Origin of the sequence: Streptomyces phaeolivaceus, from assembly GCF_009184865.1 — a bacterium.
GTDB classification, from domain to species: Bacteria; Actinomycetota; Actinomycetes; order Streptomycetales; family Streptomycetaceae; genus Streptomyces; species Streptomyces phaeolivaceus.
Genome location: NZ_CP045096.1, coordinates 2,286,691 through 2,309,361 on the forward strand (window position 1 = coordinate 2,286,691; position 22,671 = coordinate 2,309,361).

19 protein-coding genes are annotated in these 22,671 nt (G+C 72.3%); 8 read left to right on the forward strand and 11 right to left on the reverse strand.

The window, feature by feature from the left end; translation table 11 throughout:
- Positions 1–6: 6 nt before the first annotated feature.
- From F9278_RS10745 to rsmH, 3 genes are all read right to left on the reverse strand, one after another.
- On the reverse strand, positions 7–1,788 hold the full coding sequence (locus F9278_RS10745; protein WP_319023144.1) for a peptidoglycan D,D-transpeptidase FtsI family protein: 1,782 nt from the start codon (positions 1,786–1,788) through the stop codon (positions 7–9).
- A 191-nt stretch (positions 1,789–1,979) separates the two neighbouring features.
- A complete protein-coding gene (locus F9278_RS10750) occupies positions 1,980–2,573 on the reverse strand; it encodes a hypothetical protein (protein ID WP_152168117.1) in 594 nt (197 codons plus the stop codon).
- A 16-nt stretch (positions 2,574–2,589) separates the two neighbouring features.
- Positions 2,590–3,546: a 16S rRNA (cytosine(1402)-N(4))-methyltransferase RsmH gene (gene rsmH, locus F9278_RS10755; RefSeq protein WP_152168118.1), complete on the reverse strand. Its 957-nt coding sequence runs from the start codon at positions 3,544–3,546 to the stop codon at positions 2,590–2,592.
- 336 nt (positions 3,547–3,882) lie between these two features.
- Between rsmH and F9278_RS10760 the strand changes: the two genes are divergently transcribed.
- From F9278_RS10760 to F9278_RS10775, 4 genes are all read left to right on the forward strand, one after another.
- Positions 3,883–4,428 (forward strand): beta-class carbonic anhydrase, encoded by a 546-nt coding sequence (locus tag F9278_RS10760; protein ID WP_152168119.1) that lies wholly within the window; start codon positions 3,883–3,885, stop codon positions 4,426–4,428.
- Positions 4,429–4,713: 285 nt separating this feature from the next.
- Positions 4,714–5,754 (forward strand): AAA family ATPase, encoded by a 1,041-nt coding sequence (locus F9278_RS10765; protein WP_152168120.1) that lies wholly within the window; start codon positions 4,714–4,716, stop codon positions 5,752–5,754.
- Positions 5,751–7,109 carry a DUF58 domain-containing protein gene (locus F9278_RS10770; protein ID WP_152168121.1) on the forward strand — a complete coding sequence of 453 codons (1,359 nt, stop codon included), beginning with the start codon at positions 5,751–5,753 and terminating at the stop codon, positions 7,107–7,109. The genes F9278_RS10765 and F9278_RS10770 overlap by 4 nt, the downstream gene beginning before the upstream one ends.
- Entirely contained in the window at positions 7,106–9,643 is a 2,538-nt protein-coding gene (locus F9278_RS10775; RefSeq protein WP_152168122.1) for a transglutaminase TgpA family protein, read from the forward strand. Before F9278_RS10770 ends, F9278_RS10775 begins: the two co-directional genes overlap by 4 nt.
- Before the next feature lie 303 nt (positions 9,644–9,946).
- Here F9278_RS10775 and F9278_RS10780 read toward each other — a convergent pair whose 3' ends face one another.
- The 3 genes from F9278_RS10780 to F9278_RS10790 form a co-directional block, all read right to left on the reverse strand.
- The gene (locus F9278_RS10780; protein WP_152168123.1) at positions 9,947–10,348 is read right to left on the reverse strand and encodes a DUF3040 domain-containing protein; all 402 of its coding nucleotides are present in this window, start codon (positions 10,346–10,348) and stop codon (positions 9,947–9,949) included.
- A 288-nt stretch (positions 10,349–10,636) separates the two neighbouring features.
- Entirely contained in the window at positions 10,637–11,407 is a 771-nt protein-coding gene (locus tag F9278_RS10785) for a class I SAM-dependent methyltransferase (protein ID WP_193241430.1), read from the reverse strand.
- Positions 11,408–11,539: 132 nt separating this feature from the next.
- The gene (locus F9278_RS10790; RefSeq protein ID WP_152168124.1) at positions 11,540–12,079 is read right to left on the reverse strand and encodes an SAV_6107 family HEPN domain-containing protein; all 540 of its coding nucleotides are present in this window, start codon (positions 12,077–12,079) and stop codon (positions 11,540–11,542) included.
- 185 nt (positions 12,080–12,264) lie between these two features.
- Between F9278_RS10790 and F9278_RS10795 the strand changes: the two genes are divergently transcribed.
- The 4 genes from F9278_RS10795 to F9278_RS10810 all read left to right on the forward strand — a co-directional run bounded on the left by F9278_RS10795 (position 12,265) and on the right by F9278_RS10810 (position 17,931).
- Positions 12,265–13,146, forward strand: a complete 882-nt coding sequence (locus F9278_RS10795; RefSeq protein ID WP_152168125.1) for an ATP-binding cassette domain-containing protein — start codon at positions 12,265–12,267, stop codon at positions 13,144–13,146.
- Positions 13,118–15,202 carry a YhgE/Pip domain-containing protein gene (locus F9278_RS10800; RefSeq protein WP_152168126.1) on the forward strand — a complete coding sequence of 695 codons (2,085 nt, stop codon included), beginning with the start codon at positions 13,118–13,120 and terminating at the stop codon, positions 15,200–15,202. The genes F9278_RS10795 and F9278_RS10800 overlap by 29 nt, the downstream gene beginning before the upstream one ends.
- A 53-nt stretch (positions 15,203–15,255) precedes the next feature.
- Positions 15,256–15,888 carry a TetR/AcrR family transcriptional regulator gene (locus F9278_RS10805; protein ID WP_152168127.1) on the forward strand — a complete coding sequence of 211 codons (633 nt, stop codon included), beginning with the start codon at positions 15,256–15,258 and terminating at the stop codon, positions 15,886–15,888.
- Positions 15,889–16,425: 537 nt separating this feature from the next.
- Positions 16,426–17,931 (forward strand): phytoene desaturase family protein, encoded by a 1,506-nt coding sequence (locus F9278_RS10810; RefSeq protein ID WP_152168128.1) that lies wholly within the window; start codon positions 16,426–16,428, stop codon positions 17,929–17,931.
- 25 nt (positions 17,932–17,956) lie between these two features.
- Here the strand turns inward: F9278_RS10810 and F9278_RS10815 are convergent, their stop codons facing one another.
- From F9278_RS10815 to F9278_RS10835, 5 genes are all read right to left on the reverse strand, one after another.
- Positions 17,957–18,931, reverse strand: a complete 975-nt coding sequence (locus tag F9278_RS10815; protein WP_152168129.1) for an SCO2102 family sporulation regulator — start codon at positions 18,929–18,931, stop codon at positions 17,957–17,959.
- A 56-nt stretch (positions 18,932–18,987) separates the two neighbouring features.
- Entirely contained in the window at positions 18,988–19,911 is a 924-nt protein-coding gene (gene metF / locus F9278_RS10820) for a methylenetetrahydrofolate reductase [NAD(P)H] (RefSeq protein WP_152168130.1), read from the reverse strand.
- A gap of 310 nt (positions 19,912–20,221) precedes the next feature.
- Positions 20,222–20,875: a thiamine phosphate synthase gene (gene thiE, locus F9278_RS10825; RefSeq protein ID WP_152168131.1), complete on the reverse strand. Its 654-nt coding sequence runs from the start codon at positions 20,873–20,875 to the stop codon at positions 20,222–20,224.
- Positions 20,876–21,001: 126 nt separating this feature from the next.
- A complete protein-coding gene (locus F9278_RS10830) occupies positions 21,002–21,367 on the reverse strand; it encodes an Rv2175c family DNA-binding protein (protein WP_152168132.1) in 366 nt (121 codons plus the stop codon).
- Between the two features lie 53 nt (positions 21,368–21,420).
- A complete protein-coding gene (locus tag F9278_RS10835; RefSeq protein WP_152168133.1) occupies positions 21,421–22,647 on the reverse strand; it encodes an NAD(P)/FAD-dependent oxidoreductase in 1,227 nt (408 codons plus the stop codon).
- Between the last annotated feature and the right edge of the window lie 24 nt (positions 22,648–22,671).

A 22,671-nucleotide genomic window follows, 5' to 3' on the forward strand; every position in this document is an offset into this window, starting at 1 on the left:
GCGGGGTCAGGGGGTGAAGGCGACGGGCAGGTTCGCGGGCTTCGCCCCGGTGGGCGGGACCTGGAGGGTCTTCAGGGCGAACTCCATGACCTCCTTGTAGATGGGTCCGCAGATCTGGCCGCCGAAGTAGTTGCCCTTGGTGGCGTTCTGGATCGCGCAGTAGACGGTGATCCTCGGCTTGTCGGCGGGCGCGAACCCGGCGAACGACGAGGTGTAGCCGCGGTATCTGCCGGTGGCCGGATCCACACGGTTGGCCGTACCCGTCTTGCCCGCGACCCGGTAGCCGGGGATGCGCGCCTTGGTGCCGGTGCCCTCCTCGTCGTCCACGACGGACTCCAGCATCCGCGCGAGGGTCTTCGCCGTCTTCTCGCTGACGACCCGGGTCTTCTCGGGCTTGGGAGAGGGGGTGAAGCGGCCGTCCGGTCCCTCGGTGCCCCGGACGAGGGTGGGTTCGACGCGTACGCCGCCGTTGGCGATCGTCGAGTAGACGGACGCCGCCTGCATGGCGTTCATCGACACGCCCTGGCCGAAGGGGATCGTGTACTGCTGCGAGGTCGACCAGTCGCCGGGCTCGGCGAGGATGCCCTTGGTCTCGCCGGGGAAGCCGAGGCCGGTGTAGTCGCCGATGCCGAACTTGCGCAGGTAGTTGTAGAGGATCTTGTTGGACTCCTGCTGGTTCCTGCCGAGTTCGCCGGTGGCGAGGATGGTGCCGATGTTGCTGGACTTGGCGAGGACGCCGTTGAGCGTCAGGTACCAGGTCGGGTGGTCGATGTCGTCCTTGAAGAGCCGGTCGCCCCGGTGCAGCCTGTTGGGCACGACGACATGCGTCGCGGGCGTGGCCACGTTCTCCTCCAGTACGGCGGCCATCGACATGACCTTGGCGGTGGAGCCGGGCTCGTAGGCGTCCTGGAGGGCCGTGTTGCCGAGCGCGTCAGGGTTCGCCTTGGTGAGGTCGTTGGGGTCGAAGCCGGGCGAGTTGGCCATGGCGAGGATCTCGCCGGTGCGGGTGTCCTGCACTATCACGTAGCCCCGGTCGGCCTCGGACTTCTTCACCTGCTCGGTGATGGCGTTCTGCGCGGCCCACTGGATGTCGCGGTCGATGGTCAGCTCGACGTCGGAGCCGGCCACGGCCGGGGTCTCGGTGGAGCCGGCCGTGGGCACGAGCCGGCCGCCGGACTGGGCGTAGCGGATCTTGCCGTCCTTGCCTGCCAAACGGTTGTTCAACTGCTGCTCGATGCCACCCCCGCCCTTGCCCTCGGCGTTGACCCAGCCCAGTATCCCGGCGGCGAGGTCGCCGTTGGGGTACACGCGCTTGGTGCTGGGCTCCTGGAAGACGCCGGCCAGGACGTTGACGGTGCCCTTCTCCGTCCTGGCCCGCTGGACGAGCGCGGACTTCAGGTCGCTGATCTGGTTCCAGACCTGGGGGGTCTGGCGGCGGGCGAGGAGCACATAGCGCGTGTTCTTCGTGCGGAGCTTCTCGGTCAGCGCGTCCTGGTCGGCGCCGAGGATCGGCGCGAGGAGCGCGGCGGCCTGCTCGGGTCCGTCGTCGACCTTCAGCTGCTCACGCGTGAACATCGTCGGGTCGGCCGTGATGTCGTTGGCGTCGGTGCTGATCGCCAGGGCGACGCCGTTGCGGTCGGTGATCCCGCCGCGCTCGGCGGCCAGCACCCGGCCGACGTAACGGTTCTGGTCGGCCTTGGCGGCGTACTCGCTCGCGTCGACGGCCTGCACCTGGAGCAGCCGTACGACGAAGGCGATCATCACCAGGGTCAGCGCGAGGCTCACCATGCGCAGCCGGGGCCGGGGGCTGCCCAGGCGGATGGTGCGGCCGGCCGGCGGCCGGGGCGTGGCCGGGCGGCGCTGCGCGGTGGGGCGGCCACCGGGGCCCGGCCGTCGCTGCTGGCCGCCCGGTCGTACGGGCCGGGCGGGTCCGGGTACGCGGCGGCGCGGGGGCTGCCTGCCTGAATCGGCCACTTCCGTCACCTGCCGGGGGTCGTCGGGAGCTGGGTGGACTGTACGGACGGGGTGGGGCTCGGGGTGGGGGTGGAGACGGGGGCGCCCGCGGGCTCCGGGGTCGGCGGCGGTGACGGCGTCGCGCCGGCCGGGACCGAGGATGTGGGACTCGGTGTCGGCGTGGGCGTCGGGCTCGTGGGCGGGCCGGGGTCGAGGACCTCCGGGGCGAGGACGAGCGGCATCCGGGCCACGGACTGCTGGGCGGCGCCGGGGACGCCCTTGACCGTGCCGTCGGGGTTCAGGAAGGCCGGGTCGCCGCCGGGGACCATGCCCAGCTCGCGGGCGCGGCGCTGGAGGGCGTCGGGCGCGGAGTAGGCGTCCACGTCACGCTGGAGCGCCTGTTCCTCGTCGGTGTAGCTCTTCACGTCGTCCTGGAGGTCGTCGAGCTTGAACGACCCTTCGCTGAGCGCGGAGTTCAGCACGAGGAGGCCGATGAGGCCGCCGCCCAGCAGCAGGACGACCAGGAGGACGAACGGGGTGCGGGCGGCCCCCTTGGGCCTCGTGGGCAGAAGCCGCGCGAGACGGGCGGCCCGGCCCCTCAGTTCGGGTTTCCTGCTCACGCGTGTCACGCACTCCTCATTCGACGTCCTCCCGCACGCGTTCCGCCCCGCGCAGACGTGCGGGGGCGGCGCGCCGGTTCTCGGCGACCTCTTCCTCGGTGGGAAGTTCGGCACCACGGGTGAGGAGCTTGAGCCTCGGCTGATAGCGCTCGGGGACGACGGGCAGTCCGGGGGGCGCGGTGGTGGCGGCGCCCGCCGCGAACACCTGCTTCACCAGCCGGTCTTCGAGCGAGTGGTACGACAGCACGGCGATCCGGCCGCCGACCGCGAGGGCCTTCACGGCGGCGGGGATCGCCCGCTCCAGAACGGTGAGTTCGCCGTTGACCTCGATGCGCAGCGCCTGGAAGGTGCGCTTGGCGGGGTTGCCGCCGGTGCGCTTGGCGGCCTGCGGCAGGGAGTCGCGGATCAGTTCGACGAGGCGGGCGCTGTTGGTGAAGGGCTCCCTGTCGCGCTCGCGCACGATCGCGGAGACGATCCGCTTGGCCTGCTTCTCCTCGCCGTACGCCCGGAGGATCCGGACGAGTTCGCCCGGCGCGTAGGTGTTGAGGACCTCGGCCGCGCTCGTGCCGGTCGTCTGGTCCATCCGCATGTCGAGGGGGGCGTCCTGGGCGTACGCGAAGCCCCGGTCGGCCTCGTCGAGTTGCATGGAGGAGACCCCGAGGTCGAACAGGACGCCCTGGACGCGCGGGATGCCCAGGCGGTCGAGGACGTCGGGGAGTTCGTCGTAGACGGCGTGCACGAGGGTGGCGCGCTCGCCGAAGGGGGCGAGTCGTTCGCCGGAGAGGCGCAGGGCCTCCTTGTCGCGGTCGAGGGCGACGAGGCGTGCCTCGGGGAACCGGGTGAGGAGGGCCTCGCTGTGGCCGCCGAGGCCGAGTGTGCAGTCGACCACCACCGCGCCGGGCTCCGTAAGGGCCGGGGCCAGCATGTCCAGACAGCGCTGGAGCATGACGGGGACGTGGCGGCTGTTGCTCAAGGGGCCCTCTCAGGTCCGGCGCGAGCCGCACGTACGCGCCGCGCACGCGGGGAGACGCCGGGTCGTCACCGGATCTCCTTGGGGTTTCGGTCCGGCGGGAGGCCTCGCCCCCCGCTCGGCCTCACCTTAGTCCACGGCCCTGCGCGGTCAATCAACCGGCCTGCGCGTCGCGGCGCCTCCCGCCGCCGAAACCGCGAATGCCGTGAATTAGGAGAAATCACCCATACGGCCGTGATCCCGCCACTCCTGTGGGTTACCTCACAACAAGGCTCAATGACGTTCTTTGTCCTCTCTCACAGAGCGCCCCGAACGGGCGTGACCAGTACCGTCTTGGCTATGACGACCTCCGCAGCAGTTCCCACGGGCCCCGAAGGCGCCATATCCGACGGCACCGTCACCGACCGCCTCGTCGAGGCGAACGAGCGCTATGCCGCCGCGTTCACCGACCCGGGGATGGACGCCCGCCCCGTCCTCCGTGTCGCGGTCGTGGCCTGCATGGACGCCCGCCTCGACCTGCACGACGCGCTCGGCCTGGAGCTGGGCGACTGCCACACCATCCGCAACGCGGGCGGCGTGGTCACCGACGACGTGATCCGCTCCCTCACCATCAGCCAGCGCAAGCTCGGCACCCGCAGCGTCGTCCTCATCCACCACACCGGCTGCGGCCTGGAGGCCCTGACCGAGGACTTCCGCACCGAGCTGGAGGCCGAGGTCGGCCAGCGTCCGGCCTGGGCGGTGGAGTCCTTCCGGGACGTGGACCAGGACGTGCGGCAGTCCATGCAGCGGGTGCGCACCAACCCGTTCCTGCCGCACTCCGACGATGTGCGCGGCTTCGTCTTCGACGTCAGGACGGGTCTGCTCCGGGAGATCGACCCGGCCTGAGCCCCGTCGAACCGGGCGACCGGGACCGCCCTCCTACTGTCCGGGCGCGGTCCCGCGCAGCCCTGGTTTCCTGTCAATCTGCTGGCATCCCGGCCTTCAAAAGACAGCAAAACGGACATATCGCGGACTGTTATCCACAGGCGAGTGACACGGATTGGTAACGGCAGCAAGAATGCGGATGTGACGTCACGCTGAGCAGTTCGCGCGTGGTGTCCGTGTTTCGGGGTGGGCCGGTCCGCATCGCAGAGCGACGGCCCGGAGAAAGAACGGGCCGAGGAGGGCCGTGTGACGACCTATGACGATCGAGCGAGCCTCACTGATCTGACCAGCACTGTGGAGCGAGTCCGCAGTTCGGTCGAAGGAGTGATCGAGGGCAAGCCTGAGGTCGTACGGCTTTCGCTGACAGTGCTGCTCGCCGAGGGACATCTTCTGATCGAGGATGTCCCCGGCGTCGGCAAGACCATGCTGGCCAAGGCGCTGGCGCGGTCCATCGACTGCTCGGTGCGACGAATCCAGTTCACGCCGGACCTGCTGCCGTCGGACATCACGGGTGTGTCCATCTGGGACCAGCAGCGCAAGGAGTTCGAGTTCAAGCCGGGCGCGATCTTCTCTCAGATCGTGATCGGCGACGAGATCAACCGAGCCTCGCCGAAGACTCAGTCCGCGCTCCTGGAGTCCCTGGAGGAGCGCCAGGTCACGATCGACGGCACGACGTACGAGCTGCCGACCCCCTTCATGGTGGTGGCGACCCAGAACCCGGTGGAGATGGAGGGCACCTACCCGCTGCCGGAGGCCCAGCGCGACCGCTTCATGGCCCGTGTCTCCGTCGGCTACCCCAGCCCGGAGGCCGAGCTGCAGATGCTCGACGTCCACGGCGGGGTCTCGCCGCTGGAGGACATGCAGCCGGTGGCGCACGCGCACGAGATCGTGAAGCTGATCGAGGCCGTCCGGGGCGTGCACGTCGCGGAAACGGTCCGGCGGTACGCGGTGGACCTGGTCGGCGCGACCCGCAGCCACCCGGATCTCAGACTCGGCGCCTCGCCGCGCGCCACGCTGCATCTGCTGCGTGCGGCGAGGGCGACCGCCGCCCTGAGCGGCCGGGAGTACGCACTGCCGGACGACATCCAGTCGCTGGCCGTGGCCATCCTCGCCCACCGGCTGCTGCCCACCGCCCAGGCCCAGCTCAACCGGCGTACGCCGGAGCAGGTCGTGCAGGAGATCCTGCAGCGCACGCCGGTGCCGCAGGCTCCGCAGGCGCAGAGCGGCTTCGGGTCGGCGCACACCGCGCCCGCGTATCCGCAGCAGCCGCCGCGGAGGCTTGGATGAGCACCGGCGGGCCGGCACCGGCCCCGGAGCAGGACAAGGGCGGGCCGCGCACGGCCCTCGCCGGGCTCACCACGCGCGGGCGCTCGTTCCTGGCCGCCGGTGTGGCGGCGGCCGTCTGCGCTTACGTCCTCGGGCAGAGCGATCTGCTGCGGGTGGGCCTGCTGCTGGCGGTGCTGCCGCTGGTCTGCGCGACCGTGCTGTACCGCACCCGCTATCGGGTCGCGGGCAGCCGCCGGCTCTCCCCCGCGCGCGTGCCCGCCGGCAGCGAGGCCCGCGTCCATCTGCGGATGGACAATGTCTCGCGGCTGCCCACCGGACTGCTGATGCTCCAGGACCGGGTGCCGTACGTGCTCGGTCCGCGCCCGAGGTTCGTCCTCGACCGGGTGGAGGCGGGCGGGCGCCGCGAGGTGTCGTACCGCGTCCGCTCCGATCTGCGGGGCCGCTACCCGCTGGGCCCGCTCCAGCTGCGCCTGACCGACCCGTTCGGCATGTGCGAGCTGACCCGGTCCTTCTCGACCTTCGACACCCTGACGGTCGTCCCGCGCGTGGAGGCGCTCCCGCCGGTGCGGCTGAGCGGGGAGGCCAAGGGGTACGGCGACGGCAGGCACCGCTCGCTGGCCCTGGCGGGCGAGGACGACATCATCCCGCGCGGGTACCGGCACGGCGACGATCTGCGCCGGGTGCACTGGCGTTCGACCGCGCGATACGGCGAGCTGATGGTGCGCCGCGAGGAGCAGCCGCAGCGTGCCCGGTGCACGGTGCTGCTGGACACCCGGGCCGAGGCCTTCCTCGGCGCGGGCCCGGACTCGGCCTTCGAGTGGGCCGTCTCCGGCGCCGCCTCCATGCTGGTCCACATGCTCGAACGGGGCTTCTCCGTACGGCTGTTGACGGACACCGGCAGCTCGGTGCCCGGTGAGGGCGCCGACGGGTTCGCGGGCGCCAGCCAGGAGTCCGCCGACGCGGCCGGACTGATGATGGACACCCTCGCGGTGATCGACCACTCCGACGGCACGGGCCTGTCACCCGCGTACGACGTGCTGCGCGGCGGCAACGAGGGGCTGCTGGTCGCCTTCCTCGGCGACCTCGACGAGGAGCAGGCGACGGTGATCGGCAAGATGCGTCAGCGCAGCGGCGGGGCGGTCGCCTTCCTGCTGGACAGCGAGGCGTGGACGACCGAACCGGGCGAGGTGCCCGGTGCCGGGAGCGCGAGCGAGGAGTCGCTGCGGCTGCTGCACGAGGCGGGCTGGACGGCGCTGACCGTGCCGCGCGGCGCCTCGCTGACGGACCTGTGGCGCCAGGCGGACCAGCAGCGCACCGGTGTGGTGTCCGGGAGCGGCATGGAGGGATGGTCATGAGCGGGCGGGCGAGGCTGGCGCTGTGCGCCTGGGCCGCCACGATCATGGCGGCGTGCGCGCTGCTGCCACTGGTCGATCCGGCGACCTGGATCTTCCAGGCGGCCCTGATGCTGGGCGTGCAGACCGGCGTGGGAGCGCTCACGCGACGGGTCCCGCTGGCCCGGCCGCTGACCGTGGCCGCGCAGGCGCTGGTCACACTGATGATGCTGACGCTGGTCTTCGCCCGGGAGCAGGCGGTGGCCGGGATCGTCCCCGGCCCGGAGACGTTCCAGTACTTCGGGACGCTGCTGCAGACGGGCGCCGAGGACGTCGGCCGGTACGCCATCCCGGCGCCGCTGAGCGACGGCATCCGGCTGATGATCATCGGCGGTGTGCTGGTGATAGGCCTGCTGGTGGACGCGCTCGCGGTGACGTTCCGCTCCGCGGCCCCGGCCGGTCTGCCGCTGCTCGCGCTGTACTCGGTCGCCGCGGGGCTCTCCGACGGCGCCGCGTGGCTGTGGTTCGTGCTGGCCTCCGCCGGCTATCTGCTGCTGCTCCTGACCGAGAGCCGTGACCGGCTCTCGCAGTGGGGCCGGGTCTTCGGCGGCGCGTCGCACACCCCGCGCCCGGAGTCCTCGGGCGGCGCGGTGGCCCCGGTGCGCACCGGGCGGCGGATCGGCGCGGTGGCGCTGGGCATCGCCCTGGTGGTGCCGCTCGGGCTGCCGTCCCTCGACGGCGGGCTGCTGGACGGCACGGGCGCCGGTATCGGCGCCGGCTCCGGTGGCGGCGGGACGATCTCCGCGGTGAACCCGCTGGTGTCGCTGCGCGACAGCCTGAACGTGGACGAGGACCGCCAGGTCCTGTCGTACCGCACCAACACGGACAACGTGCAGGAGATGTATCTGCGGATCGTCTCCCTGGACGACTTCGACGGCACCTCCTGGAAGCCGACCGAACGCTCCATCACCGAGGTGCCGGACGACTTCGGCACACCCACGGGCCTCAGCACCGACGTCAAGCGGTCGACGATCACGACCCGGATCGTCGCGGCGGAGAACTACGAGCAGGACTGGCTGCCGATGCCCTACCCGGTGACGGGCGTGGACATCGACGGCGACTGGCGGTACGAGCCCGTCGGGCGCACCCTCGTCGGTGACCACGACCAGGACACCCGGGGCGCCCAGTACACGGTCGAGAGCCTGATCGTGCAGCCCACGGCCGAGCAGCTGTCCTCGGCGCCGGAACCCCCGCCGTCCCTGCGGCGGGAGTACACCAAGGTGCCGGCCTCGCTGCCGCCGGTGGTGGCGCAGACGGCGCTGGAGGTCACCAAGGGCGCGACGAACAACTACGAGCGGGCGGTGAAGCTGCAGGACTGGTTCGCGTTCAGCGGCGAGTTCACGTACGACACCGAGGTGCGCTCCGGTACGGGCGCCCGTGCGATAGCCAGGTTCCTCCAGGAGAAGGAGGGCTTCTGTGTCCACTTCTCCTTCGCGATGGCGTCCATGGCCCGCACGCTGGGCATACCGGCCCGGGTGGCGGTGGGCTTCACCCCGGGCACCCCGCAGACGAACGGCACGATGTCGGTGGGTCTGCGCGACGCGCACGCCTGGCCGGAGTTGTACTTCGAGGGTGTGGGCTGGACCCGCTTCGAGCCGACCCCCAACCGTGGTTCGACTCCCCCCTACACGGTGCCCGAGGACACCGGCACCGGCGGCCTGCCCGAGGTGCCCCGGCCCTCTCAGTCGGCGACCGCGGAGCCGTCGGCCGAGCCGTCCGCGAGCGCGAGCTGCACCCCGCAGGAGGTGAAGCTCGGTGCCTGCGCGAGCGAGTCCGCGGCTGCGGTGGCGGGTGGGGACGACGACAAGCGCTCGTTCTGGGGCCTGCTGTTCTTCTCGCCCTGGACGCTGCTGATCCTTCCGGGCGCGCTGCTGGTGCTGGCGATCCCGTTGCTGCCGATGCTGTGGCGGCTGCGGGTCCGGTCCGTACGACTGGGCGCGCACGACGGCACGGTGGCCAAGAGCGCCCGCGGAACCACTCCGGCACGGGACGTGACCGGCGAGGCAGGGGGCGGCGGGCCGGTCGGTTCCCCGGCCCCGGCGGGCGGAGCCTCCGGGTACGGCCGTACGGAGGCCGCGGCCGCCCATGCGCTGGCCGCCTGGCAGGAGGTGGCCGACACGGCGTGGGACTACGGGATCGCGCCGGACGAGTCGCAGACGCCCCGTAAGGCCGCCGCGCGGATCGTGCGGCTGGGCGAGCTGGAACCGTCGGCGGCGGAGGCGGTGCACCGGGTCGCGGCGGCGGTGGAGCAGGTCCTGTTCGCTCCACGTCCGCAGATCCCGGCGGGCCTCGCCCGGGACGCCCACCAGGTGGAGGTCGGCCTCAGGGCGCACGCCGGGCGCCGGACGAAGCTCCGGGCACTGCTGCTGCCGCGTTCGGCCATCCGGGTGGTCTGGGCGCTGTCCGCCCGCTGGGCGGACACCAGGGACGAGTTGCTGTCCCGGGTCCCGGCGCCGCGCCTGCCCTGGCGGCGCCCCTCACCGGGCCAGAACAGCTAGCGGCCTCCCTGGGCCGTCAGCCCGTCCGTCAGCCTCACCGTCTGCCCCCGCCGGGCGAACCCGGCGGGGGCAGAGGTGTGCGGTGTCGGCGTATGCCCTGAGGACAGGGGCGGACAGCGGCACACGGCCCGCCCGACAGCCGCATCCGTTCGATTTCGGGGAGGCGTGGAGGACGGGGCCGAAGGGCACGGCGGACGGGCTTGCCCGAAGGACATGACTGAAGGGTGACCGCCCCTCGGGTGGTCACCCTTCGTCCGTGTTCAGCTGTTCAGCCGTGGCTGTCGGATCGACGGTCCGGCGGGCTCAGTGGCCGCCCTGCTCGTCACGACGGCGCTGCCAGCGCTGTTCGATTCGGTCCATCATGGAGCGGCGCTGTCGTGGCTGACGACGCTCACCGGCGGAGCCTGCGGCACCGGTGGGCTGCTCACCCGGCTTGGGGGCCTTGCGCCAACCGGTGACGGCGAGCACGGCGCAGCCCAGCATGACGAGGAACCCCACCACGCTGACCCAGATCTGCTGTGCGACCATTCCGGCCATGAGGAGCGCGATACCCACCAGAAAGCCCGCGACCGCCTGGTAGACCCGCCGCCGGGTGTACGTACGCAGCCCGCTTCCCTCAAGCGCTGACGCGAACTTGGGATCTTCGGCGTACAGCGCTCGCTCCATCTGCTCGAGCATGCGCTGCTCGTGCTCTGAGAGCGGCACGGAGTCCTCCTCATCGTGCGGTCGCCGGAGCGACCCGGGGGGTCCTCTTCAGGATAGGCAGGGAATCGCCCCCTTGAAACCCGCCCCTCTACGCCAATTCGCCAACCGGAACCCGCCATGGCACTCCGATCCGCTGAGGTGTGAATTCCCCAGCGGACGGCCCGTCATGCCGGAACGGTCTCCCTCGATCATACGGCTCCCGGCGCCCGATCGGGGGGCCTGTGGCGTACTCCATCCGCCGCCGAGCCCCTGATCAGCGGGTCACCCTCCGCCGCACCGGGGGACGGCTCAGGACTCGGCGGTCCCTCGCGTCTCGCCCAGCACATGAAGTTGTGTGGCCACGGAGTGGAAGGCGGGCAGTTCGGCGACCGCCGCCTCCAGCTCCAGCAGGGCGTCCAGGGCACCGGGCTCGGTGTCCACGAGGACGCCGGGGACCAGGTCGGCGAAGACCCGGACGCCGTGCACGGCGGCGACCTCCAGACCCGCGCCCGTCACGAGCGAGGTGAGCTGCCCGGCGGTGAAGCGGTGGGGAACCGGATCACCCTCGCCCCAGCGTCCGTTCGGGTCGTCGAGCGCCTGCCGGGCCTCCTTGAAGTGTCCGGCGAGGGCCCGTGCGAGCACCGCGCCGCCCAGGCCGGCGGCGAGCAGGCTGAGGACACCCTCGGGGCGCAGCGCGGCGACCGCGTTGCCGATGCCCTCGGCGGGGTCGTCCATGTACTCCAGGACGCCGTGGCAGAGCACGGCGTCGTACCCGCCGCGCTCGACGACGTCGAAGAGGCCGTGCGCGTCGCCCTGGACGCCTCGCACACGGTCGGCGACACCGGCCTCGGCGGCCCGGCGCTCCAGCGCGAACAGCGCGTTCGGGCTGGGGTCGACGACGGTGACGCGGTGGCCGAGACGGGCGGCGGGCACCGCGAACCTGCCACTGCCGCCCCCGGTGTCCAGTACGTCCAGCGACTCGCGCCCGGTGGCCTTCACCCGGCGGTCGAGGGCGTCCTGGAGGACCTCCCAGACCACGGCGGTACGGAGGGCGGCGCGGGGTCGCATCGGGTCCGACACGGCAGTTACTCCTCGGCGCGGCACCGCCAGGTGTGCGGCGGAGCGATGGGCTTGCGTCCTCCACCAGGCCCGGTGGCCGTGACGGAGGGTGCTGATGACCCCAACCCTAGTGGGCGGCGCCGGGGCGGTCGGTCAGCCCGCGTCCGGGACTCCGGGGCCGCCGTCCTGCCGGGGATGGGGCAGCACCGGCTGGAGCACCAGCATCCGTTCGACCAGGCGCAGGAACATCGCCACGTCGCGTATGAGGTCGTCGGCGTCGCGCACGCTCGCCGCGCCCTGGATGCCGGCCTCGGCACGCGCGCGGCGGGCGGCGCCGGAGGCGAACAGGGCGCTCCACTCGGCGAGTTCGGGGGCTATCTCGGGGAGCACTTCCCAGGCGCTCCGGATCCTGGCGCGGCGCTTCGGGTTGAGCTCGGGGCGGCCCCGGGCGGCGAGGACCGCGGCGGCGGTGCGCAGGGCGGCGAGATGGGCGGTGGCGTACCGCTCGTTGGGCGTCGGGAGGGCGGATGCCTCGTCGAGTCCGGAGCGGGCCTGGGCGAGCAGGTCGAGGGCGGCGGGCGGGGCCGTGGCCCGGCGGAGCACGGGGTGCACATCGCTCGCCGGGCCGGTCAGTGAGGGGGCAGGGCCGGGGGCGCGGCGCCGGTTGGCGGCTGCTGCGTGATAGCTGGCCATGACGAACCTCCTGTCGTCTGCGGACGGCACGCTCTGACACGAGGTGCCGTATGTGCCCATCGTGCGGTATGCCACTGACAATCCGTTCTGACCTGCTCTTTTGCTTCGATCAGAGGTTCGGAGTAGTTTTTGTACTGACCAGTCAGTTCAAAAGTGCGCAGGGCGGAACAGAGGGGCTTGGGGGCATGGCGGAGCCAGCGGAGGCGGAGTCGGAGTCGGAGTCGGAGTCGGAGTCGGAGTCGGAAGCAGCGGCCGACGCCGAGGCGACGGAGCAGGGGACGGCACGTGGTGTCGCCGTCGGCGCCGAGGGGTTCGGGTTGAAGGGGCCGCGCGGCTGGGCGTTCCGGGGTGTCGACTTCGCGGCGGGGGCCGGCTCGCTGATCGCGGTCGAGGGGCCGTCCGGGTCGGGCCGGACCTGTCTCCTGCTCGCACTCACCGGCCGGATGAGGCCGAGCGAGGGCCACGCCGCGATCGGCTCGCTCCCGCTGCCGAAGCGGATGGCGGCCGTGCGCCGGATCAGCGCCCTCGCCCATGTCCCCGGCGTGACGGACCTCGACCCGGCCCTGACCGTCGGGGAGCACCTGCGCGAACGGGCGCTGCTGCTGCGGCGGTTCGACGGCTCCCTGCGCGGGCTGCTGCGCCCCCGGGCCGAGCGCGCCGCCGAGGCGAAGAGCCGGATCGAGGCCGCTCTGGCCGCCGCCGGGCTCGACCGCGAGTCCCTGCCGAAGGGCTCCCGGACCGCCGTGCGCGACCTGGACCGGATGGAGGCCCTGCGGCTGTCCGTCGCCCTCGCGCTCGTCGGCCGCCCCCGGCTGCTCGGCGTGGACGACGCCGACCTGAAGCTCTCCGACGCCGAACGGGCCGAGATGTGGGCCCTGTTGCGCTCCCTCACCGAGTCCGCCGGGATCACGGTGGTGGCGGTGTGCAGCGAGGCACCCGAGGGGGCGGGCGCGATCGTCGTGTCGACGGCACCCGAGCAGTCCGCGAACGACAAGCACAACGACGACGAAGAGTCCGACGACGACAAGGAGACGGCCGATGCGCTCGCCGGGACTCGCCGCGCTTGAGCTGAGGCGGTTCGGCCGGGGGAAGCTGCCGCGCGCCGCGCTGGTCTCGCTCCTGCTGCTGCCGTTGCTGTACGGCGCCCTGTACCTGTGGTCCTTCTGGGACCCGTACGGCCGGCTGGACCGTATCCCCGTGGCCCTGGTGAACGACGACAAGGGGGCGTCCGTCGGCGAGGAGAGGCTGACGGCGGGCGACGACATCGCGAAGGGGCTGCGGGACAGCGACACCTTCGAATGGCACACGGTGAGCACCGCCAAGGCCCGTGCGGGCGTCGAGGACGGCACGTACTACCTGTCGCTGACCATGCCGGAGGACTTCAGCGAGCGGATCGCGTCCAGTTCGGGGGACGTGCCGGAGACGGGTGCCCTCCAGGTGCGGACGAACGACGCGAACAACTACATCGTCGGGCAGATCTCGCGGACGGTGTTCTCGGAGGTGCGGACGGCGGCGTCGACGAAGGCGTCGCGGTCGTTCCTGGACCGGATCTTCATCTCGTTCTCGGACATCCACGGGAAGACCGAGGAGGCGGCGGACGGCGCCGACGACCTCAAGGGCGGGATCGACAAGGCGGAGCAGGGCTCCAAGGATCTCGCGGACGGGCTCAGGACCGCCAAGGAGGGCAGCGGGAAGCTGTCCGGCGGGCTGAAGGACCTGGACGAGGGCGCGGGCGATCTGGAGGACGGCGCCCAACAGGTCGCGGACGGCACCGGCAAGCTCGCCGACAAGGTCGGCGCCGCGGCGGACCAGGTGCGGCCCTTCCTCAAGGACGACGGCAGGACGATCGCCGACACCGCCACCCTGGTCGCCGACTCGGCGGCCACGATCCGGGAGCACCTCGACGCGTTCGTGGAGACGGCCCCGGCCGCCGCGACGGGCACCCGTACCGCCTCCGACACCCTGGACGACGTGTACGAGCGGCGCTGCGAGGAGGCCGTACTGCCCGACGCGGCCTGCGCGGACCTGAAGAAGGCGAAGGACGCGGCGGCGGAGGCGGCCGTGCTCGCCGAGGACGTCGACACCGTGGTGAAGAACTACGGCGGTGATCTCAAGGCCTTCGACAAGGATCTGGAGACCCTGGAGAAGCAGGCCCGTGCCCTCGCGAAGGCGGCGCCCACCCTCTCCACGGACCTCGACGACGCCGTCGCCAAGGTGAACGCCCTCGACAAGGGTGCCACGAAGGTCGCCAAGGGGGCGAAGACGCTGCACACGGGCCTCGGCACGGCGAAGACCGGCGCGGAGGACCTGGACACGGGCGTCGACGCCCTGAAGACGGGCGCGGTCGACCTCAAGGGCGGCATGTACAAGCTGGCCGACGGCTCCGGCAAGCTCGCGGGCGGACTGCGCGACGGGGCCGAGCGGATCCCCGACCACGACGAGCGGGACCGCGACCGGCGTACCGAAGTGATGGCGGACCCGGTGGAGTTGGCCACCAGGGACCTGCACAAGGCGCCCAACTACGGCACCGGGTTCGCCCCGTACTTCATCCCGCTGTCCCTGTGGGTGGGCGCGATGGTGGCGTACATGCTGATCCAGCCGCTCAACCGGCGGGCCCTCGCGGCGGGTGCCTCGGCGTGGCGGATCGCGCTGGCGGGCTGGCTGCCGGTGGCCGCGCTGGGCATGCCGCAGACGGTCGCGCTGATGGCCGTACTGCACTGGGCGGTCGGTCTGGAGATGGCGCGGGCGGCCGGGACGGTGGGCTTCCTGTTCCTGGTGACGGCGTGCTTCGCGGCGATCGTGCAGTGGCTCAACGCGCGCTTCGGGGCGGCGGGCCGGATCCTCGTCCTGGCCTTCCTGATGCTCCAGTTGACGTCCGCGGGCGGCACGTACCCCGTGCAGACCAGCCCGGACTTCTTCAACGCGGTGCATCCCTTCCTGCCGATGAGCCATGTCGTGGACGCGCTGCGCAGACTGATCACGGGCGGTGGTCTGGGCCCGGTCTGGCAGGCGTGCGCGGTGCTGGTGGCCTTCACCGTGGGCGCCCTCGCGCTGACCGCCCTGTCGGCCCGCCGCAAGCAGGTGTGGACCCTGGACCGGCTGCACCCGGAGCTGAGTCTGTGACCGCGCACCGTACGGTTCCCGCGCACGGCACGGTTCCTGTGACAATCAGGGCCATGGAAAGCAGCAACGCCCCCGGCGGCGCAGGCGGGGGCCGCCGCGAGGCGACCCGGCAGAAACTCTACGAAGCGGCCGTCACCCTCATAGCGGAACAGGGGTTCTCCGCCACCACGGTGGACGAGATCGCCGAGCGGGCCGGAGTCGCCAAGGGCACGGTCTACTACAACTTCGCGAGCAAGTCGGTCCTCTTCGAGGAGTTGCTCCGGCACGGTGTGGGACTCCTCACCGCCTCCCTCCGCGAGGCCGCCGAGGGGACGGCGAAGGAGGGGGGCAGCCGGGTCGACGCCCTGGACGCGATGATCCGGGCCGGACTCGTCTTCATCGACCGCTACCCCTCCTTCACCCAGCTCTACGTCGCCGAACTGTGGCGCACCAACCGGGCCTGGCAGTCCACGCTGATGGTCGTCCGGCAGGAGGCGGTCGCCGTCGTCGAGGGTGTGCTGCGCGAGGGCGTCGAAGGGGGCGAGCTGAGCGACGAGATCGATGTCGGCCTGACGGCGTCGGCGCTGGTCGGCATGGTCCTGGTGGCCGCCCTGGACTGGAAGGCCTTCCAGCCGGAGCGCTCCCTGGACGACGTCCACGCGGCACTGTCCCGGCTGCTCCAGGGCCGGGTGAGCGGCAACCGCTGACCGGGCCGCACTTCTGCGAGCCGGGCACATACGAAAGCGCCGGTCCGAACTGGCCGCGTCCCCCGCGGGCCACCTCGAACCGGCGCTTCCCCGTTCCCCCGTGCTCCCCCGTACTCCCCCGTGCCTCGCTCCCGCCGACCACCGTCGACGGAAGGAGCGGTAAGAGCGCGGGAGCCGTTCCGCCGCCCCGTGTCGGCGGTGCCGGATCCGCGCCCCTTCCCGTGTCTCCTACTCTCCCGTTCCCGCAGGTGGGAGCCCATCCGTACACATACTCATCTCACCGCATAGGTACGCGTACTCAGCCCTGCGCACTCAGCCCCACCCCACCCTGTTGCCGACTGGTGACAACAGCGCCCGCGCAAGTACTCCCCTGGTCGGCGGCGCAACCGCCACCAAGGGGCGCGGGGCTGTATCGATATGCGGCTCCGCCGCGTGGGCGCGAGCAGCCACAGACAACCCGCACCCGCCAAGCCGACCGAACCCCCCTCCCCCGACCGCGACCGAAGAAGGAAAGCGGCGGCCGATAAGGTCGCTCACATGGCAGAGATCGCGGTGATCGGCGCCGGCCTGGGCGCCATGGCGGCAGCCGCCCGGCTGGCCGTCGCCGGCCACCACGTGGTGGTGCGCGAGAGCACGGCGACCTACGGCGGAGCCGTGGGCCGCTTCGAGCGCGACGGCTTCACGTTCGACACGGGCCCGGGGCTGCTGCCCCTGCCCGCCGTCTACCGCGATCTGTTCCTCAAGACCGGCAAGGAACCGCTGGAGAAGTGCGTGGACCTGGTCCAGGTGGACCCGGCGGCCCGCCATGTCTTCGCGGACGGCACGGACCTGACGTTGCCGGGCGCCTCGCGCGCGGGCGTGGTCGCCGCCCTGGACACCGCGCTCGGCGCGGGCACCGGCGACCGCTGGGGCGACTTCCTGGTACGGGCCCGCGAGGCCTGGGACCGCACCCGCCGGCCCCTCCTGGAGGAGCCGCTGTGGTCCGACTGGAAGGTCCTCGCCGAGCGCGAGCCGTACCCCTCGGTGCCCCACAGGCGACTCCTGCGCACCCGCCGTGCCACCACCCTCGCCGAGGTCGGCGCCTGGGAGCTGCGCGACCCCCGGCTCACCGCCCTGCTGGAGAGCCACGCCCTCGCGTACGGCCTGGACCCGAGGGCGGTCCCGGCGAGCGCGGCGGTCCTGCCGTACATGGAGCACGCCTTCGGCGTCTGGTACGTCCGGGGCGGCCTGCGGGAGTTGGCGCGGGCGCTGTACGAACGGTGTCTGGCCCGCAGGGTCGAGTTCGTCTTCGGCGCCGAGGTCACGGGGATCGTCGAGAGGGACGGCCGGGCGGCCGGGTTGGAGCTGGCGGACGGCTCGGTGGCCGACGCGGACTTCGTGGTCGCCGGGGTCGCGCCCGAGGTGCTGGACCGTCTGTCGCGGCGTCCGGTCGTACGGGGTGAGGGTGATGTCGCGGCCCAGCAGGAGGCGACGAGCCGGCTGACCGTGCTGCTGGCGCTGCGCGGGGGCCGTCCGGAGGGGACCGCGCACCGGACGGTGGTGCACGCGGAGGACCGTGACGCCGAGTTGGAGTCGCTGTTCGGGCCGTCCGCCGGGGCGGTCGCGGGGCCCACGGTCACGGTGCTGCGCCCCGGCGATCCGGGGCTGGTGCCGGACGCCGACCACGAGGCGGTCACGGTGTCGTGCGCGGTCCCCGGCCGGAGCCCGGCCGCGCCGCAGGACCTCGCTCAGCGGGCCGAGCGGCTGCTCACCGCCGCCGAGCGCGCCGTACCCGACCTGCGGGACCGCCTGCTGTGGCACGAGGTCCGCACCCCGGCCGACATCGCGCGGGCGACCGGCGCGGAGGGCGGCGCGGTCCCGGCCCCGGCGCTCGCGGCGGCCGACGGGCGATGGCTGCACCCGTCCAACTCCACCGCGACACCGGGCCTGTTCACCGTCGGCGGCTGGTCCCATCCCGGTGGCGGCCTCCCGCACGCGGGGATGTCGGGCGCGCTGGTGGCCGGCCTGATCGTGGAGGGCCCGGACTTCCGCGGCTCGCAGTGAGTCTCACCGAGGTCCGGGTGAGCCTTCAGAAACGGTACTGCTGCTCGTCGTAACCGTTCTGGCCATTGCCGTTGCCGTTGCCCTGGTACGGGTACTGCTGGTCCGCCGCCGACTGGTCGTTGTTGTTGCCGAACGGGTCGAACGAGTCGTCGGTGCTGCGCTGCTGCGGCACCCACACACCGCCGGGCGGGGTCTCGGCACCGTAGCCGGCGTTGCCGTACTGGTCCTGGCCGTAGCCCTGTTGCCCGTATCCCTGCTGGCCGTAGGACTGGTCGTAGGAGGCCGTGGCGTCGTACGTCTGGGTGCCGATGTACGGGTCGGAGTAGGCGGCGTACTGCTGCTGGTTCGGGTCGTAGCCGTAACCCTGCTGGTCGTAGCCGTAGTAGGCGAAGGCCTCGTCCTGCGCGGCCTGGTCGGCGGTCGCGTAGGGCTGGCCGGCCGCCGTGCCCGCGTAGGCGTTGTCGTCGCCGCCGTAGATGCCGTATGTGCTGGTGTCGTCCGGCATGGGCTCCGGCGAGTAGACGGTGGCGGCCCCGGCCGTGGCGGGCGCGGACTGCGGGCGGACGAACACGTCGTCCTCGGGGTCGTCGTCGAGCCGGTCGTCGCCCTGGCCGTACGAACCGGCGGCCGTGGACTCCAGGTCCATCACCTCCAGGCTCGGGTCCTGGCGGTCCGGTTCGCCGCGCCGGCGCTTCTTGCCGGCCTTCGGGAGCCTGCCGCCGCCCTCGCCGTCGCCCTCGGCGGACCGCGGGCGGACCGCCCAGCCGGCCTCGAAGCCGCGGCGGAAGGAGAGCGTCACATAGGTCTGCCCGATGGCGAAGCCGATCGCGCCCAGCGCGATGACGATCACGTTGGGGATGAGCACACCGAGGACGACGACGAGGAATCCGGCGAAGGCGAGCAGCCGCCAGCGCAGGCGTGCCTTGTACTGCAGCAGCACCTCACCCAGCAGCCACAACGCGACGACACCGAACGCGATGTAGAGGACCGTCCAGCCCATGTACGCCCCTCTCCCTGTGGCCGCTACGCAGTGTGTCGTACGCGAGTGCGACCGGTCTAGGCCCGTGGTGAATGGTGCGGGCCCAGGTTCTCGTAGATTTCCAGAGTCGCGGTGGAGTTGTTCAGGGTGATGAAGTGAAGTCCGGGGACTCCTTCGTCCAACAGCCTCGCGCAGAACTCCGTGGCGAACTCGATGCCAATGGAGCGTACAGCGGCCGGATCGTCTTTGGCTGTGACGATCCGCTCTTTCAGGGCGGGCGGGATCGCGGCGTTGCTGAGTTGCGGCAACCGTTCCAGCATCTTCACGCTGGTGACGGGCATGACCTCGGGAATGACAGGGGTTTCACAGCCTGCCTTGGCTACCGCGTCCCTCAGACGCAGGTACGACTCCGGATGGAAGAACATCTGCGTGATCGCGTAGTCGGCGCCCGCCCGGCACTTGTCGACGAAGCGCGCCACGTCGCTGTCCCAGTCCGGGGATCGCGGGTGCATCTCCGGGAAGGCCGCGACGCCGACACAGAAGTCACCCGACTCCTTGATGAGCTGGACGAGTTCGGCGGCGTAGGTGAGGCCCTGCGGATGCGCGACCCACTCGGCCATGGGGTCGCCGGGCGGGTCGCCGCGGACCGCGAGCATGTTGCGGATCCCGGCGTCCGCGTACTGGCCGATGATGTTGCGCAGCTCGGCGATGGAGTGGCTGACCGCGGTGAGGTGGGCGACCGGGGTGAGGGTCGTGTCGGCGACGATCTGCTCGGTCGCCTTCACCGTGCCGGCCCGGGTGGAGCCGCCCGCGCCGTACGTCACGGAGACGAAGCTCGGGGCGACCGCCTCGATCCTGCGGAGGGCGTTCCACAGGTTCCGCTCACCCTTCTCCGTCTTGGGCGCCCAGAACTCGAAGGAGTACGTGGTCCTGCCCGTGGCGAGCATGTCGCGCACGGTGCGCGCGCGATCAGTCCTGGTGGAAGCGGTTCCTAGGGCCATACCGGCAGGTTAGTCAGGTCGGGGCCGTCTCCCAACCAGACCCGGGGTTTTTGTCCGTTTTGCCGACCTGCTGTCCACGCCTTGGACGGCCGCGGGCCGGGAGCGCGTCCCAGGGCCTGTCTGACAATTCCCGTCGTCGCCCGGAGGGCGGCCTCGTGGCGTCGTGGGGGTACCTCCCGGTCGAGCGAAGCCGAGACTGGGGGAGCGTGCTCTCGGCGTGCCGGGCGTGGAGCCTCGTACCGGACGTACTTGGCTCTGCGCCCGGTGCGGCGAGAGTGCGTGCATGGCGTCGCGGGGCAGACGGGAATTGTCAGACAGGACCTAGGGCGCGCAGGCGCTTGGTGAACTCTGCCGCGGCGGCTCCGGGGTCGTCGGCCTCGGTGATCGCCCGGACGACGACGGCCCGGCGGGCGCCCGCCTCGACGATCTCGTCGAGGTTGCCGAGGTCGATGCCGCCGATGGCGAACCAGGGGCGGCCGGTGCCGAGGGCGGCGGTGTACCGCACCAGGTCGGGGCCGGGGGCGTGGCGGCCGGGCTTGGTGGGGGTGGGCCAGCAGGGACCGGTGCAGAAGTAGTCCACGCCCTCCTGGACGGCCGCGGCGGCGGCCTCCCCTTCGGCGTGGGTGGAGCGGCCGATGAGGACGTCCGGGCCGAGGAGGGCGCGGGCGGCGGGGACGGGAAGGTCGCCCTGGCCGAGGTGCAGCACGTCCGCGCCGGCGGCGTGCGCGACGTCCGCGCGGTCGTTGACGGCGAGCAGCCTGCCGTGGCGGCGGCAGGCGTCCGCGAGGATCCGGAGGTGCTCCAGCTCCTCGGCGGCCTCCATGCCCTTGTCGCGGAGCTGCACGATGTCCACACCGCCGGCCAGGACCGCGTCCAGGAACTCCGGCAGGTCGCCCTGGCGCTTGCGGGCGTCCGTGCAGAGGTAGAGCCGGGCGTCGGCGAGCCGGGCGGTGGCGTCGGGCATGCGTGGGTCCCCCGTGGGCGTGCGTGGTCGACACGGCGTACGGGGCCGTGCCCCTGGCGGGCCCGGCTCCCGTACGCCGCACAGGCGGCTGTGGTGCGGATTTTCGGGTGTTTCAGGCTTTCCGGGTCACACGGCGAGCGCCTGGGCGCGCCGCTTCACCTCCGTGCCGCGATTCTCGCTCAGTGCCTGGGCCGGGGTGCCGGGCAGGCTGGGGTCCGGAGTGAAGAGCCACTCCAGCATCTCTTCGTCGGTGAAGCCGTCGTCCTTCAGCAGGGTCAGGGTGCCGGTGAGGCCCTTGACCACCTTGTCCTCGTCGATGAAGGCGGCGGGGACGTGCAGCGCGCGGTTCTCACCACGGCGTACGGCGATGAGCTGGCCTTCCTTCACCAGCTGCCGCACGCGGGTCACCTCGACGTCCAGCATCTCTGCGATGTCGGGGAGGGTCAGCCACGCGGGGACGAGAGCATCGATCTTTGCGTCAATCTCGGTCACGCCTCCAAGACTGCCATCTGGGACTGACAGTGGGTAGCCGAGCCACCCCCGGTCTACGCCGTCGCCGCCTTCAGGGGCCGCGCCGGATCCTCCAGCAGCTCCGGGTCCATCGGCGTGCCCGCCTCGATCAGCCGGCGGCCCTGGGCCAGGTCGCGGGGGCGGCCCACCGCCAGCAGGGCGACCAGCCGGCGCTCACGCAGCCAGCACACCGACCAGGCGGCGCCGGTGGGGTCACCGCGCCACAGGGTGGTGTCGGCCGAGGCGTGGTCCCCGGCATACTGGACGAAGCGGCCGAACTGCTCGGACCAGAAGTACGGGACGGGGTCGTACGGCTCGGGCGTCTCGCCGACGATGTTCGCGGCGACCGTGCGGGGGCCCTGGAGGGCGTTGTCCCAGTGGTGGACGAGGAGGCGCCGGCCGTATCTGCCGGAGGGGAAGGAGGCGCAGTCGCCGACCGCGTAGACGTCCGGCGCGGAGGTGCGCAGATGGTCGTCGGCCAGGACCTCGCCGTGCGCGCCCAGGGCGATGCCCGAGCCTTTCAGCCAGGCCGTCGCCGGGCGGGCGCCGATGCCGACGACGACCGCGTCCGCCGGTACCCGGGTGCCGTCGTCCAGGACGACCGTCCCGGGCTCGACGCGCTGCACGCGCGCGTGGGTGCGCAGGGTGGCGCCGCTGTCGGCGTACCAGGCGGTCATCGGCGCGGCCACCTCGGCGGGGAGCGCGCCCGCGAGGGGGCGGTCGGCCGCCTCGACGACCGTCACCGCGCAGCCCGCCTCGCGCGCGGCGGTGGCGAACTCGGCGCCGATCCAGCCCGCGCCGACGACCACGATGTCGTGCCGGCGGGCCAGCACGGGCCGCAGTCGCTCGGCGTCGTCCAGGGTCCGCAGCAGATGCACCCCGGGCACCCCCTCGGCGCCCGGCAGCCGGATCGGTTCCGCGCCGGTGGCGAGGACGAGAAGGTCGTACGGGACGGGTCCGGCGGCCGTGTCGAGGGCGTGGTCGGCGGGGCGCAGGCCCGACACCTCGCGGCCGAGGCGGAGTTCGATGCCGAGCGCCTCGAAGTCGACGTCGAAGGCGGAGCCCTCGGCCTTGCCGAGCAGGACGGCCTTGGAGAGCGGCGGCCGGTCGTACGGCTGGTGCGGCTCGGCGCCGATGAGGACGACGTCACCGGTGAAGCCCTGTTCGCGCAGGGCGACGGCCGTCCGCACCCCGGCCATGCCCGCGCCCACGACGACGACCCGTCGTGCGGTCCGTCCCGGCTCCCGCGTCTGCTCGCTCACCTGATCACCATAGACAACTGACGA